Origin of the sequence: Terrimonas sp., from assembly GCF_003075435.1 — a bacterium.
Lineage (GTDB): Bacteria > Bacteroidota > Bacteroidia > Chitinophagales > Chitinophagaceae > Agriterribacter.
The window spans coordinates 174,170-192,219 of record NZ_QCZJ01000001.1 but is presented as its reverse complement, the minus strand read 5'-3'; the positions used below and the strand labels follow the sequence as shown (position 1 = coordinate 192,219).

General features: G+C 41.0%; 11 protein-coding genes. 2 read left to right on the top strand and 9 right to left on the bottom strand.

Annotation, left to right across the window (positions count from 1 at the left end; all coding sequences use genetic code 11):
* Positions 1 to 106 precede the first annotated feature (106 nt).
* Genes DC498_RS00725 through DC498_RS00715 form a run of 3 tightly spaced genes read right to left on the bottom strand, consistent with a single transcriptional unit; the run spans position 107 to position 6,927 of the window.
* Positions 107 to 3,778: a gliding motility-associated C-terminal domain-containing protein gene (locus tag DC498_RS00725; protein ID WP_116872206.1), complete on the bottom strand. Its 3,672-nt coding sequence runs from the start codon at positions 3,776 to 3,778 to the stop codon at positions 107 to 109.
* A gap of 49 nt (positions 3,779 to 3,827) precedes the next feature.
* A complete protein-coding gene (gene recG, locus DC498_RS00720) occupies positions 3,828 to 5,960 on the bottom strand; it encodes an ATP-dependent DNA helicase RecG (RefSeq protein WP_240627803.1) in 2,133 nt (710 codons plus the stop codon).
* A gap of 43 nt (positions 5,961 to 6,003) precedes the next feature.
* Positions 6,004 to 6,927, bottom strand: coding sequence for a ThuA domain-containing protein (locus tag DC498_RS00715; RefSeq protein ID WP_240627801.1), 924 nt, complete (start codon positions 6,925 to 6,927; stop codon positions 6,004 to 6,006).
* A gap of 153 nt (positions 6,928 to 7,080) precedes the next feature.
* Between DC498_RS00715 and DC498_RS00710 the strand changes: the two genes are divergently transcribed.
* Together DC498_RS00710 and DC498_RS00705 are read left to right on the top strand one after the other, a co-directional pair.
* On the top strand, positions 7,081 to 7,911 hold the full coding sequence (locus tag DC498_RS00710) for a sulfite exporter TauE/SafE family protein (protein WP_116872203.1): 831 nt from the start codon (positions 7,081 to 7,083) through the stop codon (positions 7,909 to 7,911).
* Positions 7,912 to 8,053: 142 nt separating this feature from the next.
* Positions 8,054 to 9,430, top strand: coding sequence for a dihydrolipoamide acetyltransferase family protein (locus tag DC498_RS00705; RefSeq protein ID WP_116872202.1), 1,377 nt, complete (start codon positions 8,054 to 8,056; stop codon positions 9,428 to 9,430).
* Positions 9,431 to 9,466: 36 nt separating this feature from the next.
* Here DC498_RS00705 and DC498_RS00700 read toward each other — a convergent pair whose 3' ends face one another.
* The 6 genes from DC498_RS00700 to DC498_RS00675 all read right to left on the bottom strand — a co-directional run bounded on the left by DC498_RS00700 (position 9,467) and on the right by DC498_RS00675 (position 18,036).
* Positions 9,467 to 10,801, bottom strand: a complete 1,335-nt coding sequence (locus tag DC498_RS00700; protein WP_206197491.1) for an ATP-binding protein — start codon at positions 10,799 to 10,801, stop codon at positions 9,467 to 9,469.
* Positions 10,802 to 10,842: 41 nt separating this feature from the next.
* Positions 10,843 to 12,036, bottom strand: coding sequence for an eCIS core domain-containing protein (locus DC498_RS00695; RefSeq protein WP_116872200.1), 1,194 nt, complete (start codon positions 12,034 to 12,036; stop codon positions 10,843 to 10,845).
* 14 nt (positions 12,037 to 12,050) lie between these two features.
* On the bottom strand, positions 12,051 to 13,496 hold the full coding sequence (locus DC498_RS00690) for an eCIS core domain-containing protein (protein ID WP_206197490.1): 1,446 nt from the start codon (positions 13,494 to 13,496) through the stop codon (positions 12,051 to 12,053).
* Between the two features lie 69 nt (positions 13,497 to 13,565).
* Positions 13,566 to 14,813, bottom strand: coding sequence for an eCIS core domain-containing protein (locus DC498_RS00685; protein ID WP_116872198.1), 1,248 nt, complete (start codon positions 14,811 to 14,813; stop codon positions 13,566 to 13,568).
* An 8-nt stretch (positions 14,814 to 14,821) separates the two neighbouring features.
* Entirely contained in the window at positions 14,822 to 17,272 is a 2,451-nt protein-coding gene (locus tag DC498_RS00680; RefSeq protein WP_116872197.1) for an eCIS core domain-containing protein, read from the bottom strand.
* An 8-nt stretch (positions 17,273 to 17,280) separates the two neighbouring features.
* Positions 17,281 to 18,036: a CHAP domain-containing protein gene (locus DC498_RS00675; protein ID WP_116872196.1), complete on the bottom strand. Its 756-nt coding sequence runs from the start codon at positions 18,034 to 18,036 to the stop codon at positions 17,281 to 17,283.
* Between the last annotated feature and the right edge of the window lie 14 nt (positions 18,037 to 18,050).

Genomic DNA, 18,050 nt, shown 5'->3' with positions numbered 1-18,050 from the left:
AGAAGTATAGACCTGTAGCATAAGCACATCCTCCATTTTTTGTACCCCATTTCAGTTAATTTCAAAACAGGTAATGTGTTTTTATGGGTTGCATTAATAAATTACATTATCTGAGCAACGTTATATCTCCTTTTTTGGTTGCTTTTGTTCCATCTGTATATTCCACTTCCAGGGTATACGCATAAGCATCCATTGGTTGTAAAGCTCCGTTAAATTTTCCATCCCATCCCTGGTTCTTATCTGTTGTTTGAAATACCAATTGTCCCCAGCGATTGTATATCCTGAACATCATTTTTGCAATAGCGTAACCCCTCACATATGCACGGTCATTCACGCCATCTCCGTTGGGTGAAAATGCAGTTGGCACAGCTATCAGCGGCGATACAATGGCCGATACAGGACTGTAAGCGGTATCAGTGCATCCGTATTGATTGTATGCAATCAAAGAAACATCAAAAGTCCCGGTTGAATTGTACTGGTGACTAGGGTTTACAAGGTTTGAAGTATCACCATCGCCAAAATTCCAACGGTAACGTATAGCATTAACCGAAGTATTGGTAAACGTTGTTTGTATATTTTCCTGGGGTTGTACCGGGCTGAATGTAAACCCTGCCGTCGGACTGTCGTAAACATTAATGGAATGAGAAACAGAATCAATGATATTACAAGTCATGGAATCAACAACTACCAGCTTAATGGTGTAATTGCCGGGCGAAGTATATTCATGTGTGGGCGCAAACTCATCAACCACAGGCGATCCATCTCCGAAATGCCAGTAAAAATGCTGACCAGCCTCTGATGTGTTGGTAAATGTTGTGAGATGCGGCGCACAGCCATCTGTTGCTTCAAACGCGGCTTTTACATTCGGCGCCACACGCATTACGATCTTAAAAGTATCCGGCCCGTTACAATAACTCGTATCAGTTAGGATAAGGCTTACATTATATGTGCCGGCCGAAGGAAATTCGTGGGTAACGCTATCGGTTCCTGCAAGGAGTGGCGTGGATCCGTCTCCAAAATCCCAGGTAAAAGAATCTGCCTTAAACGGCTTGCCGGCCGGCGCTACAGAAGTGTTGGCAAACCTGTATCTTAAACTTTGACATGGCGGCAACTTGGTATAAGTAGCACCAAGTACAGCCCTGTCCTGGCGCACACGAATATTGGTATAAGATGTATCGCTGATAATACACTTGCTTGAATCTACAGAAATAAGTCTTACTACATAATCACCTATCTGGTTATAGGTATTAGTACTCGAGGCAGTGGTTGTTGTGTCCTTATTACCATCTCCAAAATCCCAGAAATATAAGGTGCCTTTTCGCAGGGTATCAAGAAAATCAACCTGTAAAGGAACACAACCATATGATTTATAAGGTATGCCATCTACTTCAGGTCTTACGCCATTGGTTACACCGGAAAAGTCCATATCTATTTTTACCGCGGCAAGATTACATTCATCCGGAGCGCCCGATGTTGGACTCCAGACTCCCGGCGAGGTTGGGTAGCGAAGCCCTGTGCCACCGATAAAGCATGCAGCGCATATAGCCTGGTATATTATACCATTTTGATCAAACCTGCTTGTTCCTCCATCTACATGATCCTGGTAGCCGCCGTATAATCCATAAAAAGAACCGAACAGGATATCCGCGGCATCTTTTTTCAAAACAAAAAAGTAAAAATCTCTCCCATCCGTTCTGCAGCCATTGGGCAGTACATTACAATTTTTAGTGGGCATTCCCGTGGTTCCGGCGGTAAAAAAGGCATCCGTTGCTCCTGCCCGTGGAGAACCTCCCCAACCTGAGACATACACGTTTTCGCATTTATCCACAGAAAAAGCTACCGGTGAAATATTATAGTTTATGGCGCCGCTGCCATATACCGTAGAATATACCGTTGCAGACAGGTCCTGCTGCATCTTCACAATAAATTGTTTTGACCCGGGATTGCTGTATATGCCTGAAGGCGTAACCGGCCAACTGCCGAGTGTGACCCCTGTTATATATGGAAATCCTTTTAAATCTATTTTTAAACCATAAACAGCATCCATTTTATCGGTGCCTACATAAGTGGTTTTTTGAAGCACACCACTGCTGTTGAAAATGGTTACAAATCCATCCGCGTTTCCTCCACGGTAAGTACTGGCTATTACGCCTGATGCCGGCACTCCGGGCAGGTTGCTGCTTTTGGTAGAACCTCCCACATATATATTTCCGTTAACAGGGTTTAAAGCAAGTACAAACATTCCATCATCATCTGAACCGCCAAATAATGTGCTGAAAAGAACATTGTTTACATCCGGCGCTAATTTCATTAATACGCCATCCTGTTTGCCTGCAAGTGCTGCTTGCGAAGCGCCGGTAGTTGTTGGAAAACCGGTTGACTGGGTACAGGAAGCTATATAAATATTATCACTGCCGTCAACAATTACTTCACTTCTTGAATCATCTCCATAAAATACATAAAGGCTGGAAGGGCCCTGCCTGTCTGTTTTGATATTTACACCGTCTGTGCCTGTACCGCCAATGCGTTTAGATCCTATTAGTGCCGTTCCTGTTGCATTGAGTTTTGTAACTACTATATCCTGTCCGCCACATGCGCCATATTTATTGCCCGCCGGAAATAAGGGATAACTTTTGTCGCCATCCACTACGGAATTTGTTCTGCCAAGTATTACCAGGTTACCTCCGCTGTCTTCAATAAGGCTATGTGGCTGGTCTGCCCCGCTACCACCTATGTAAGTAGCATATAACCGCTGTTTACCGGATCCGTTCAGCTTCAGGATACCAATATCAACTGCCGCCACGCCGGATCCGGAGCCTGCATAAGTAGTTTGAAATGCACCGGTGGAAACAGGGAAGCCGTTAGCAAAAACAATACCGCCGGTATACATGCTGCCATCGGCGCCATAAGTAGCGGTATATCCCCATTGACTGGCTCTGCTACCTGTAAATGTTGCAAAAATTAATGTCGGGTCTATTATTAATGTTTTTGAAGCGTCATAATTTTTGATCCTGAATTTAACGGTATTGTTTGCCAGCGTATATTTTACATTAACTTCTTTTCTTCCCGCGCTTTCATCCAACTGATAGGAATATGGTGAAAGCTCTTTTACATCGTTAACAGAAGTTTTTATAATAAGCTGCTGGTTTTTGATCTGCAACTGATCAGCTCCGTCATACTTCATTACTATTTTTCCTGCATCAGCGCCGGGATAAACGATGATATCATACTTTAACTGATCGCCCTGCGCATAATAGCGCACGTCTATGCCCGGGTACATATCTTTATATGTTACAGCCTGGTAAATTTTACAGTTTGATGCCCATTTAGACTGATCATCTCCAATAAAATAATTTTCGTAAGATGTTATGGGTTTTTCAGCAACGATTTGTGGATTGGGGTTGCTGCCAACAAATGTCATGCTGTAAGCATGAGAGCGAAGTACGATGCCGGAAGAGTCTTTACCCCCGCCTGTTGCCGGGCGTGGATAAGCCTTACGGCTGCTGATATTATCAGTAGTGGCAGCGCCTCCTGTATGATCATGCCCCTGCTCAAGCAGTTCATGCAGGTCTTCTTCGTTATGCATTAGTACGGTAAAACCATTTTGCCGCAAAAAGAAAGCGCCGCTTGATATCTCTCCTTTAAACAACGCTGCTTTATCCCACTGCCCCTTGTTTTCTGTAAACTCAACGGCTTGCTGTGCCATGCTGAATTGATAACTAAAAAGGATAGCGAAAAAGAAAAGTATATGAAATGCGGATTTCAGGTTTTTACTCATGATTATAAAAATCGGATTTTACAGCGAAATTACCCCTGCAATAAACAAATTACGATATCTTACTCCAGGAGGTTTGTCCTTTTTGGTGCTGCAGGTAAGCTTTTAACTTCAAATTAACTGGAAAAGATAAGTCCGGGTCATCACTTAATAATATTTCAGCATGTTTTCTGGCTAAATCTACCAAATGTTTATCCTGCACTATGCTTGCCAGCTTAAAGTTAAGCATTCCGCTCTGACGTGTACCTTCAATATCTCCCGGACCTCTCAGCTCCAGATCTTTTTCCGCAATAACAAAACCATCATTGGTGGCGCACATCATTTTTAAGCGTTCTCTCGCATCAGCAGTTAATTTGGTTCCGGTAAGTAAAATGCAATAGCTCTTTTCTGCTCCCCTGCCCACTCTGCCACGTAACTGGTGCAATTGGGATAGCCCGAATTTTTCAGCGCTTTCTATAACCATTACACTTGCATTCGGAACATTTACACCAACTTCAATTACCGTTGTAGATACCATGATCTGAGTATCTCTTTGCACAAAACGTTGCATGTTGGCTTCTTTTTGTTCTGCATTCATTTTGCCATGCACCATGCTGATCCAGTAAGCAGGTTCAGGGAAATAAGCTTTCACATTTTCATACCCTTTCATAAGGTTTTCATAATTCACTTTCTCACTTTCTTCAATCAATGGAAATATAATATATACCTGCCTGCCTTTTGCTATTTCCGCTTTTATAAAATCCATCACCTGTGGTCGTGCATTTTCATAGCGATGCACGGTAGTGATAGGCTGCCTGCCGGGAGGAAGCTCATCCATTATGCTATAATCAAGATCACCATAAGCTGTCATGGCAAGCGTTCTTGGTATAGGCGTTGCTGTCATAACCAGCACATGCGGGGGTACATGATTTTTCTCCCATAATTTGGCGCGTTGTGCCACACCAAACCTGTGTTGCTCATCTACCACTGCCAGTCCAAGATTTTTAAACTGAACAGTATCTTCAATCAGGGCATGCGTTCCCGTTAGTATATGTATTTCTCCTGATAATGTTTTAGCAAGCAGCTTTCTCCGCTCGGCTTTAGGTGTTGAACCGGTAAGTATTGCTATCTGTACCGGCATATCTTTCAGTAATTCGCTTAATGCTGTGTAATGCTGCTGCGCAAGAATTTCCGTAGGCGCCATCATGCAGCTTTGGTAGCCATTATCTGCTGCAAGCAACATGCTGAGTAATGCAACAATAGTCTTGCCGCTACCCACATCTCCCTGCAGCAGGCGGTTCATCTGTATGCCTCTTGCTGTATCCTGCCGTATTTCTTTCAATACTCTTTTTTGAGCGCCGGTAAGCTCAAAGGGTAAATATTGTTTGTAGAAAGTATTGAAAAGATCGCCTACTGTTTCAAATGTAATACCCTTTGTAAAGCGATGCCTGTTGGAGCGTATAAGCCCTAATCTTACCTGCGCTAAAAAAAGCTCTTCAAATTTCAGCCGCTCCAATGCTTTTTCATGAATAGCAGGGCCGGTGGGGAAATGAATATTCAGATACGCATTATACCTTGGCAGGAGCTGCAGCTCCGCGACAATATTATCAGGAATATTTTCCGGCAGATCTTTTTCGCTTAATAAACCAACAAGTGTATATACCAGCCTGCCTATCTGTCTGCCATTCAATCCTCTTGCTTTTAATTTTTCTGTGGCAGGGTAGATGGGTTCAAGAAAAGGCCTTCCTTCTGTTTTCTCCATAGTAAGTACATCCATTTCAGGATGTGTTATCTGTGGGTTACCCATAAAGAAAGACAGTTTGCCAAAAACAATATACGACTGACCAACCTGTATATTTTTTTGTATCCAGCTGATGCCCTGGAACCAGGTGAGCTCAAGCGAGCCTGTTTCATCTCTTAATTCGGCAACCAGGCGTTTCCCCCTTTTTTCTCCCAGCATTTCGCATGAAATAATTTTTCCGACTACCTGTATATATTCCATATCAGGCGTTATCTGCCTTATTTTTTTTATTTCAGTTTTATCAATGTGACGATAGGGAAAATGTTCCAGCAGATCTTTGAAGATGAAGATGTTTAATTCTTTTTTCAACAGATCAGCTCTTAATGGCCCCACACCTTTAAGATATTCAATGGGGTTAGATAATATGGAATTGTCTTTTGTTATACCGTTTTTCTTTATCAGCAAAAATAAAGAAAGCAGGATACCGGTGATGCAGCAGGTTTTATTTTCACAATGGCTTTCCTGTAGATGAAACACTGGTCTGTATCCTGAATGGTGAATATGCAAGTTTTCCCAGCCATAACAGCGCATCAATAATTAACCTGTTCTGCACCTCGTTAGCAAACTGGAAAGACAGCTCTTTGTTTGTTTTATGCTCGTAGTCTATATCATTATGTCCCATATTGATATAGATCATTCTGTAGTTGGTATTTGTCCATACAACAGGATAGTAGCCGCTATACCATATTTCGTGAGGTTTTGGGCCTGTGCCAAGCGGAAAACTGGTTGAGTCTATAGATAATAAAACTTTGATAGCAGGATTTTGTCGCAGATCTTTTTCCCAGCTATACCATTCATTTGGGGAAGATCTGAATATATGGGGCAAATGTTTTACAGCAGGATGTGTACTATCTTCCACACGCAGCATAGCCGGTGTTGGCCGCCAGGTGTTACCTTTATATGAGCCAGCCCCGATAAATGTATTGTGATACCAATCCCAGTTTTGCGGAAAGCCAGACGGTGTTAGTGCAAACCCGGCAAAATGAAATCCCATCCATGCGCCTCCTTTATTCATATATCGCTCAAAAGCGGCGCGTTGATCAGGATCATCAGGGCGTGTATCTAAAAAAATCACTACCCGGTATTTTGCAAGAAAACTATCGTTAAGATTGCTCCAGTTGTTGGTGGAATCATATTTAAAGTTATATCGCTTACCCATTTCAGGAAACCAGCGGTTGGCTTCATGCACAAAGCTGATATGTGCAAGATCATTTCTTGAAGTATAAAAAGCAATAACATTAAAAGATGATTTGGAAGTTTGTGCGATGCTGATTGAGGTGATGAAGCAAAAGATAAGAATATTGAAGAACCCCATCCCAGTTTTTCCAAAGAGAATGAATTCAAAACACAACTTCTGCTTTTTAATGTTCATGTTTTAATATTTTTAATAATTCCTATCCTCCTTCTTCTGGTTGGCAAGCTCATCCTGTCTTCTTAAGGAAAGATAACGGTGCTAAGGTGTTTTGTATTTCCACCTTCTCCTCTCCAAATCTATAAATATTTCCTGTTACATATCTTTGAGGTAATGGACAATGCAATTGTTTTACTGATCATAGGTTTACTTATCGGTACAATAGGAACGCTTATTGGTGCAGGTGGCGGTTTTATACTGGTGCCGCTGCTTATTTTTACGCACCCAAACCTTACGCCTGAAATTATTACTGCCATATCAATAGCGCTTGTTGCAGCCAATGCCATTTCAGGATCAATAGCATATGCCCGGGCAAAACGTATAGATTATAAGGCTGGAATTATATTTGCTCTGTTTACAGTACCCGGTTCTGTATTAGGCGTATATGTTACAAAATATATTCCCCCACATACTTTCAGTATTATTTTTGGCATTTTACTTATTGCTTTGTCTTTATTTCTTTTTTTAAAAAAGAACGCGGCTGCAAGTATTGGCGGAGAATCTGACGCTCCGGGTTTAACCCATCAAATACTTATTGACAGGGAAAGAACAGTATTTAAATATGCATATAGCCGGTATGCAGGCATACTGGTAAGTATACTGGTTGGTTTCCTGTCTCCTTTGTTAGGAATTGGCGGTGGCATTATTCATGTGCCGGCGATGGTGCACTGGCTTGGTTTCCCGGTATATATTGCTACGGCAACTTCGCATTTTATTCTTGCTATTATGTCGTCAGTAAGTATAATTGTGCATGCCATACAGGGTAACTATAGCGATCCCGCTGTGCTCCACATGATCGTGTGGCTGGCCATTGGCGCTATGATCGGCGCCCAGGCAGGCGCTTTTCTTTCGCACAAAATAAAAACAACAGTTATTATTAAATCGCTTGCAGTGTGCCTGGGGCTTGTAGGTATAAGACTGCTGCTGGATTTTTTTAATAACTGACCTTAAATTGAGACACATATTATCAAAAATTCATTACAGTAATTCACAAACTGTGCATAATATGTAAAACTGCAGCCTCATGTAATGTTCAACAATTGATGCCCAATACTTACCTTTGAACATAACGATAATATAATCTGTTATGGCGATAGTAGACCTGGTAATGCCCAAGTTAGGAGAAAGTATAATTGAAGCCACCATTCTGCGATGGAACAAGAAGCCGGGCGACCATGTAAAAATCGATGAAACAATACTTGAAATTGCCACTGATAAGGTGGACAGCGAAGTACCGTCTGCTGTAGAAGGTACATTGGTTGAGATCTTGTATAACGAGAATGATGTAGTGCCTGTAGATACGGTTATTGCAAGAATTCAATCTGAAGCCAACGGAACACTTCCAACAGTTGTTCCTGCTACCGAGGCTGAAACCGGTCAAACTGCTAAAGAAGATACAGAAGCAGACGACTTAGTTACAAAAGAAGTGCCTTATCAACCCATTCATATTGATATTCCTAAAGCAACCGGCGGAGCAAGGTTTTACTCACCACTGGTATTAAATATAGCTGCAAATGAAGGGATAAGCCTGGCGGAATTGGAAAATATACCCGGCACAGGTAATGACGGCCGGGTTACCAAGAAAGATATTCTGCAGTGGGTTGAAAAGAAAAAATCCGATGTTGTAAATACGCCTGTTCAGGAACCTAAAGTTGTAACGCAGTCTTCTGCAACAACGCAACCCGCCCAATCTGCGCAACAATCAACACAGGCTACGACCCCGGAAGCCGAAAAACCCGCTGTTGCTTATGACGGAAATGCAGAGATCATAGAGATGGACCGTATGCGTAAGCTGATAGCCAAACACATGGTGGAAAGCAAGCAAACCAGCCCGCATGTTACCAGCTTTACGGAATGTGACGTTACCAATCTTGTGCAATGGAGAGATAAGATAAAAGCGAATTTTGAAAAACAGGAAGGTGAGAAGATAACCTTTATGCCGCTGTTTATTGAAGCGATCATAAAATGTATTAAGAAATTCCCATGGGTTAATGCAAGTGTGGATGGTGATAAAATTATTGTGAAGAAGGATATTAATATTGGTATGGCAACTGCATTGCCTAATGGAAATTTGATAGTACCGGTTATAAAAGAGGCCGATTACCTGAACCTTACGGGTCTTACCAAAAAAATAAACGCGTTGGCTAATGCAGCCCGCAATAACCGCTTAAAGCCCGACGATACACAGGGCGGAACATTTACAGTAACCAATGTAGGCACATTCGGAACCCTGATGGGAACACCGATAATTAACCAGCCGCAGGTAGCTATTCTTGCTATCGGCGCCATAAAAAAACGTCCTGTTGTAGTTGAAACAGCACAGGGAGATAGTATTGCTATCCGCCATATGATGTATCTTTCTATGTCATACGATCACCGTATAGTTGATGGCTCTATCGGTGCAAGTTTTCTTACAGCGGTAGCAAATGAGCTGGAGGCTTTTGATACGCACAGAACAATTTAAAAAAAGTGTGAGTTTTATGCTCTGATTGAGCAAGCGCTAGGGTTTAAATACCCGGTCTTCTTTTTCATATTCCCGCTTAATGCCTTCCAGTAAACTTGGTTTAGTAATAATATTGCTATCATTTGCCATTGCTTTAAGGCATACATAGTGTATTACATTTACTATTGAAGACCCTGTCAGTTCATATTTAGCTGCAATGTTTTCAAGACTGATATCCTCTGCCAGGGTTGCGCCGGGCGGCAATGCAGATACCCACAATTTAAAACGTTCTTCCGCATCAGGTATAGGAAACTGGATGATAGTGTTAAAACGGCGCACAAAAGCCTGGTCGATATTGCTTTTGTAATTAGAAGCAAGGATGATCAACCCCGGAAAATCTTCCACCCGTTGTAATAAATAAGATACTTCCTGGTTGGCATATTTATCGTGCGCATTCTGCACATTACTTCGTTTGCCAAAAAGCGCATCAGCTTCATCAAAAAATAATATCCAGTCTTTATGTTCGGCTTTCACAAATATTTTTTCCAGGTTTTTTTCTGTTTCTCCTATATATTTTGAAACAACCTGTGACAGATCAATGCGGTATACATCTTTTTTAAATTGTTTGCCCAATAAGGTAGCGGTTAGCGTTTTACCTGTGCCGGAAGGACCATAAAATAAAGCCCTGTATCCGGGTTTTATACGCTTGTCCATTTTCCATTCATCTATCAGCCGGTTGTTATGTTCCAGCCATATTTTAATATCACTGATGGGCAAAGCTGTTTTGGGATTCAGCACCAGGTCTTTCCATTCCATTTTGGTAGTAACCAGCTTTGCAGGAAATTCGGCGCCAAATACCGGCTTGCTTATTATACCTGTAGTAAAAAGATCAACATATTCCTGCTGCAGCATAAGCTTGCCGCTCATACGTGGCTCACCTTCTTTTACCTGCTCCAGCGAGAGTATGTTTTCTTTCGCAAAAAAATGATCAGGTGAAAAATATGCCGAAGCTTTTATTCTTTTATCAATATCATTGCCTGCAATAATAAATAAAGCTGTTTCACCGGTAGGTATGGTACCGCGGTGATTGCTTCCTTTTACACCGCCTATTTCCGGGAACTCACCACCATTGGGAAGGTATTGCTGGATAATGGAATCCAGAAAATTGGGTTGTACATGCGGCATGAATGCAAGCAGCAGGATTGTCAGCTCTTCGTTATTTAATTTGTGATCATGGATGAATGTATTCAGCGCAGACTTATCCCTTTTGCTTGATTTGATTGCAGGGTAAGCAAATGCTTTATTATTTTCTTTTTTAAAAAACAACTGCAGCCTGCTGTCAATTACTTTTTCAAGAACCCCGGAAAGTGTATGGATAATTTTTTGTGGCAAAATAAATATGGTTTATCTGTTTAATAATGAAAATTATAATATCAGGGACAAACATTCTGATAACCACGTTTGCCTTTATTATGTGCGTCTATGGATTTTCCGGCACAGTCAACCACCTGCGTTGCATAAGCTGCGGCGGACTTCAGCATCTTTTGAATCTCCCCGATCTTTGCGATATATTCATCATCTTTCTTTTTGAATTCTTCTTTTGTCATGCCGGCTTTTCCTTCAAATGCCGGTTGAGGGAATTTCTTAATTTCTTTCTGAATATAACTTATGAATTCGCTGCCATGCGATCCTTCATGAAAACTGATGGTTTTTGGATCACCGCGTCTTGTACCATACCCGTAATCAGAAGGCCCGGAAGGATTTATGCCAGAACCATAATTTGTTTCCACCGTCAACTCAATTTGTAAAGCAGGGTAAGGTTTAAATTTCGTGACTGTATTCGTTTTAGGATCAACATCAAAATCAGGATCGGGCACAGTGAATCGGGTAATGTCCATATAGGTATGTGCTTCTTTGGATTTTTCTCTCGCAGAGTTATAAACATCCGGTTTAACAACAATAGCAATATATCCAACCTGTATGGTGAATCCGCCGGCTTTTTGAGCAATACCTCCTGCCGGCATTGGTGTTGCGGTTGTAACAGGATTTTTTTGCCTGGTTAATAAATTGGGATGCTGATGTAAAGTAACATGTGCCAGCTCATGTGCCAGCAATTGTTTGCCTGCAGCAGTTTCCGGCTTGTACTGACCTGCGCCGAATACGATATGATTTTGGTGTGTATATGCAAGTGCATCTATTGATGCTGATGATTGATGAGCTGATGCATCATCATGAATACGCACCCGGCCAAAGTCATATCCAAACCGCGACTCCATAAAGTTTTTGGTAGTTGTGTCCATCGGGGTACCGGCGTTGTTGATCGTATTGTGTACGGCAGCAGGTGCAATCATATCTCCAGGTGTTGCAGTTGATGATCTTGTTTGTGTTTTATCTTCCCCACAATGCGGGTATTTTCTTTGAATAGCCTGCATTGAAGATGATGAGGGATGAAAAAAAGAACCTGTATTGATATTTCCCGGCATTTGCATAACCCGGGTTGATACAGCATCTGCTTCCTGTTCATATTTGTCGCCGGGCTGGTTAATATAAAGCTTTGGCGGAAAGAAAATGCCACTGCCATTTTCTTTCCGAACAGGTGGAATGATATGCGGATATGTACGTTTCAAAATATTTTTTTCAATCAGCTAAAACCTGCATTAAAAAACCAATCAAATAATTTCTTGTTATCTTTTTCTAATTTTTTAGGATTAGCTTTGAATATGGCAAAGGCTTCTGCAAAAGCTTCCGTCGCATTCTTTTTTGAATAATCGGTTAGCGCTCTTTTACCTTTAATAAACTTACTGAATTGATCTAAAGTAGATTTATCCAGGGCGCGGTCCAATTCATCAAAAGCATTATCCATTGTAGTTTTTAAAGATCCGAGTTGTTTTGTCATGCTTTTTTGATTAGCAGAGGAAGCCCTGTCAAATTGTTCCCGGAATTTTTCTAATGCTTTTTTTGCATCGTAATATTTTTCTGTGGCAAGTCTTAACCGCCCATATTCAATTGCATGTCCTATTTCATGCAAAATATTGAATACACCATAGTCTATTCCGAATTTTGTTTTTTCTTTTCCCAGAGGATCTTTTATACAGGCATCAGCTATTTGTATGGTATAGTCTCTTTTGATAATGTCAACACTGTGCAAACCACAGATAACATCCCCATCAACTACGGCAGATTGCTTCTCCCTGATGAAGCGGTAGTTTTCTATCAAAGCCGTTTCTGATGTAGTTAGCATAGAGAATGCTTCATTCAACAGGATAAGATCAGCATCGCTCCAGTTTTTACCTCCTTTCTCAATTTTTATCTTATAATTTGCTTCCAATTGATTTTTAAGGTCGGGTACTAACTTAGTATCAATATACTTAACAAAAATTTTTTGATTATTAAAGCAGAAGAAATATTTTTTCCCATCACTTAGTATATCGTATGCCCTGCCTTTTAAGGGCGTATAACCATCCAATGCTGCAAAGTCGTGCTCATTTGCAACAGATGCATAAGTTAATGTTTTAAAAGAGTAGCCAGAACAGGGCACTCTTTGTACCTGGCGGCTTATATTATTTTGCTGAACCACATGCGTAAGCTCATGCGCCAGTAATTGTTTGCCGGCATTGGTTCCTGGCTGATATTGTTCTGCTCCGAATACTATATGGTTGCCGCTGGTATAAGCTTTTGCATTAATAGCAGATGATGATTGATGAGCTAATGTATCATTGTGGATATGCACATCTGAGAAATCATATCCAAATCGCGATTCCATAAAATTTTTGGTGACTGCATCTAAAGGATTACCAGTGTTTTTAATAGTATCATGCACAATAGCTGGTGCTTCTATAGCAACAGCTCCATTGCTTTTCATTTGTACTTTGTTTTCTTCTTCCTCACAATGCGCACACTTTTTTTGTATAGTATTAATCGGGGTGATTTGTGGCTGAAAGAACATTTGTTTATTTTCTCCGGGTGTTCTCATTACCTGCTCTGCCACTGTATCTGCTTCCTGTTCGTATTTGTCGCCGGGCTGGTTGATGGTGAACTTAGGTTGAAAAAAAATGAGATTTCTGTCTTCTTTTTTCGAGATATTCACTGTGCTATTTTTTATTGTATTCAAGCTGAACATACAGATTAGAAGATAATAATTATGTGTTTTAAAGATCTATGGTATTGGTACAAGATTTCTTGGTGGAAATAATCTTGAACCTTCGGATACAATAATATATAAAATCAAAGCAGCCCCTGATAAACCAGTAATTTCTTCCATTTTTTTCATAAAATCCTCATCTTCATTTTCTACTCTTATCCCTTCTGGATAGGGATAAAAAATTGGTGACGGATCTGTTGATTGGAAACATTTTTTCCTGAAATAAAGCATGCAATTTGTTAGAGCCATAATTTCTTTGGACAAAACATCTTTATGTATTTGATCACCTCCTTTATAACAAATGCTCATTTCAGCCTGTCTTGCCTCAATGCATGCAGTATTTCTGCTTATTTTTTCTCGTAAAACTTTACAAGAATCAGTAACTGCACAAGATCTTTTGGAAGATTTACATTCTTCACTTATTCTTTTTCGCAGTCTGGACCTCTGCTCTTTAGTACAATCTCCTAACCGAAAATCTACTGAATACTCAGGATCTACCTTAATGGCTTGCATACATTGATCATTTAATTTTGGATGCAGGTAACAATATTCTAAATATTCTGCAATAAATCTGTTTTTATTTTCATCATTTGCCCAATGTGTAGTTTCAACAATTTTTTCTAAATTCCATTGGTTGTAGGCCGCATATGCTCCTGTTCCAATCTTTGGGACTTGATCTGCGGATTGTCTAAATATTGTTTGCGGATTATTTTTTTGCTGCACTACATGCGCCAGTTCGTGTGCTAACAGTTTTTTCCCGTTGTCTGTATCCGGCTGGTATTGCCCGCTGTTAAAAACAATATTATTACGGGTGGTATAAGCCAGCGCATTAATATTTTGGGCCGACTTAGCAGCCAAACTATCGGTATGTACTTTTACATCACTGAAATTATAACCCATTCTTGATTCGAAAAACTGTTTGGTCTGAGTAGGCAGGCTTGCCCCTTTATTGCTTAGACCCCCTACATATTGTTCTACGTTTTGTGGTGGTTCTATTAAAGCATTGCTTTGTTCTTTTCGCTGCACTGCCTTTTCTTCTTCTTCGCAATGAGCGCATTTGCGTTGCAGTGCAGATACATTTATTGGTTGAAAGAAAGATACTCCTGGTTGTTGTTTTGATTGAAGAACCTGCTCTGCCACTGTATCTGCTTCCTGTTCGTATTTGTCGCCGGGCTGGTTGATGGTAAGTTTGGATTGAAAGAAAGCTGTGTTCCTGCATGGCGCTTTATCATTGGGAATAATATGTTTCTTTATAGCATTCATTACCAGGTTTAATGTTTCTTTATTAAATCTGCCAGGTCAAACGTACCTGAAACCTGTGCTCCCCAAATAATCTGAGGTTGCCCTGCATCCCATTCAGATTTTGGCGCAACTAATAATGAGTTATCCGGCAACTGGCCTGTGCCGGGAAGTGACACCATAAATCCCGCGGTGAAAAATGTTTTATCCTTTAATGGTACAGAAACCGAAGTGCCTAATCCAATAGCTTTCCAGGAAGAAAACCGTGTAGCTTCAAATGCACGCAAAGGACTGCCGGGAAGCTGGTTGACTGTTACAGGCGTTTTTTCCTGCAATAGTTTTATTCTTTTTTGTGTGATGCCTGCGTCTTCTTCAAGCATTTTTTCCCACCATTTATTTTTAATATCCGGAGGTCTTAAATAGCCGGTTACCAATCCCATGATACCTGTTTTAACATATTCCGTGCGCAGGTCTTTTGTAGCGAGCGTAAAAGCATGTTTTAATAATCCGCCAATAGTTCTCACTACCAATGTTGCAAGGGTAATTGCTATTGAATGATATTTGTTAGAATGAAAATCTTTAGCCAGAATACCATGAGATACTGATTCTGCGCTTTGTTGCAGCGTTTTAAACCGGTTTAAAAAGAAAGCGGAGCTAACAGGATCTGAAACATTACTAAGAATAGAATCTTCAGATGATGGGCCAACAGCCCCGGGCGGATGTGTAGTCAGTTCCTTACCGGAAGAAAAATCTTCATGTATGAGCTCAACAAAATTAGAGTGTGCAAAAAAATCTTCAATAGTATGAAAAGCATTGCCAAGATGAATAAATGCAGCAGGATCGGGAACATCTTTTTCAACTGCAGATATCAACTGGCTTTCAATATATGCTATTGGCGTAATGCGTGGTGCGTGAGCGCCTGCCAAAGAGGGCGCTTTTCTTTTTACCCAGTCTTTACTACCCTCATCCCATATTTTATCATATTCTTTATGGCTTACCCATTTGTTCTTTTCCCTGTCAAAAATAAAGTTATCAAAATGTTCATGTGTGTGATAATTGCCGAAAGGAGTGCCCGGTACCAGTAACGAGGCAGCCTTCTGAGGTAACTGGCTATAATCTCTCCCCATATTTCCCCTTTCAATATTCTCCAGTTGTTCATGTGTAAATAAATCAGAAAGCGCTATTTCTTCTGCTATATGATGGTCGGTATCAGAAAACCGGTTGATACGGTGACGCACCTGAGTGCTTTGTTGCTGTACCACATGCATTAATTCATGCGCCAGTAACTTTCTTCCTTCAATGCTATCCGGCTGATATTGCCCTGTTCCAAATGCTATGTGATTACCGCTGGTATATGCCAGCGCATTAATAGCGGATGAAGATTGATGCGCTTCTGAATCATTATGTATTTGCACATTTCCGAAATCAAAACCCATCCTGGATTCCATAAAATTTCTTGTAACTGCATCAAGCGGCTGGCCATTCCGGTTAATAACATTATGAACAATGGAAGGCGCTATTATTCCGCCGCTGCCTGCGGCTTCGCTTTTCATTTGCGCTTTTTTATCTACTTCTTCACACTGTGCGCATTTACGGCTAATTTGGAAAAGTGGAGTATAATTACTGTTCACAGGTTTTCTGAATAACCTGTTTTCATCAAAGTGAAAGTCAACAATATTGATGGTGAATGTAAATCCACTGCCTGCATTATATGCCGGGTTGTCCCTGTCCAATGCCCCGCCCAATGCCATTAAGGTAGTTTTATCAGCTATGTACCTGTCCCAGTCTCCACCTTTAAGATCTGGCTTACTTAATTTTATTTTACTGCTTATAAACCCGCCGGCAAGGGGAATTTTTCCAACAATACCTCTTATTGGTTTTAAAAGATTATCTCCTTTTTCGTATACATTCTTTGTGATTCTGCCAAGCCCCCAGCGTGTTGAAAGCTGGTAATTATTATTCCACAGCGCGGCATAAGGAACTGTATAATCTCCCGGGGATATTACTCCTCTGCGGATCATCTCAATATTCGCCTCACCATAGTTTGCCATGTCGTTATCTTCCCTGTCATACAAATCATGCAAGGTTATTCTTATTCTTAAAAATGGTGTTGCCGGGGTGCTTTCTTCATTACCGGCCGTAGTATCATTATCGCCGGGTGATCTTTGAATATTTTTTCCTGTCGTTGAAGTGATAAAATCATTATCCTCTTTTTTTTGTACCTGTTCTTCCTTTTCGCATTCCGCGCACTTTCTCTGAACAGCTACCGGCTTGCTTTGCTGCACATCAGCATCTGTCATTCGCATCACCCTGTCGGCTACACTATCCGCCTCCCGTTCATATGGATCATCTACCGGGCCAATGGTAAGTTTGGGTTGCACAACAGCAGGAGCAAAAAAAGAATTGCACGGAGCCTTCCCGAAAAAAGATCCGGCGTTTTTTGTGCTTATAGCTGTTTTATTTTCTTTTACTGCATGCTGCATACGCCTGTTTATTGTACTCTTCCATATCCCAGCAATTTGTCAAGTCTTGTTTTTACATAGGAAAAACCTGCAACATTCGCTGCTTTATTGCCTTCAATGGTATATATAAATCCATCAGCATAGTGATGAACAATCCCTATATGACCAAGCCCCGATGGCATGCTTACACGCCACCATGCAACGATATCTCCCGGCTGCGGCAGATCGCTGTTTCCATCAAAAGACCATCCTTTTTGCTTGTATTGATTATAAATATTTCTTGCGCCGGCTGTATATCTGAAAGGCATCGCTTTTCTGTCGCCACCGGCTGCCTGCAAAAAACACCAGCTGATAAATGCAGCACACCAGGAACTGCCTTCCGGAACACCCGAGGGTTGTAAATATTTTTTTACCGAGGGACCCATATTGTTACCGCCTACTTCACCTGCACCTGATCTCAGTTCATTTATCGCAAACTGTAAAGCGCTTCTTCCAATGCTTGTGCCTCCTGCACCGGCAGGAGGCATTACTGTATAGTCAATTACACCACCAACAATTTTTGTTCTCGGATTTTTTAGTGCCCACCAGGTAATATCGCCAACCTTGCCGTCTACTTCCAATGGCACGCCATGTATATCCAAATGACTACTTTGAAAATTCCTGACGGTTTTATAGGTATCAGTATCAAATACACCGGTTACTGATATGTTATAATCCAGCTCACGCAAAATTTGCTGGAGTTCAATAACTGCGGTACCCTGCTTTCCTTTTTTTAAAAATTCCATAAATACCAGTTTAT

Coding starts and splice junctions, on each gene's coding strand:
- DC498_RS00725 (WP_116872206.1), bottom strand. CDS start 3,778: ATGAGTAAAAACCTGAAATCCGCATTTCATATACTTTTCTTTTTCGCT.
- DC498_RS00715 (WP_240627801.1), bottom strand. CDS start 6,927: ATGAACATTAAAAAGCAGAAGTTGTGTTTTGAATTCATTCTCTTTGGA.
- DC498_RS00710 (WP_116872203.1), top strand. CDS start 7,081: ATGGACAATGCAATTGTTTTACTGATCATAGGTTTACTTATCGGTACA.
- DC498_RS00705 (WP_116872202.1), top strand. CDS start 8,054: ATGGCGATAGTAGACCTGGTAATGCCCAAGTTAGGAGAAAGTATAATT.
- DC498_RS00685 (WP_116872198.1), bottom strand. CDS start 14,813: ATGAATGCTATAAAGAAACATATTATTCCCAATGATAAAGCGCCATGC.
- DC498_RS00680 (WP_116872197.1), bottom strand. CDS start 17,272: ATGCAGCATGCAGTAAAAGAAAATAAAACAGCTATAAGCACAAAAAAC.
- DC498_RS00675 (WP_116872196.1), bottom strand. CDS start 18,036: ATGGAATTTTTAAAAAAAGGAAAGCAGGGTACCGCAGTTATTGAACTC.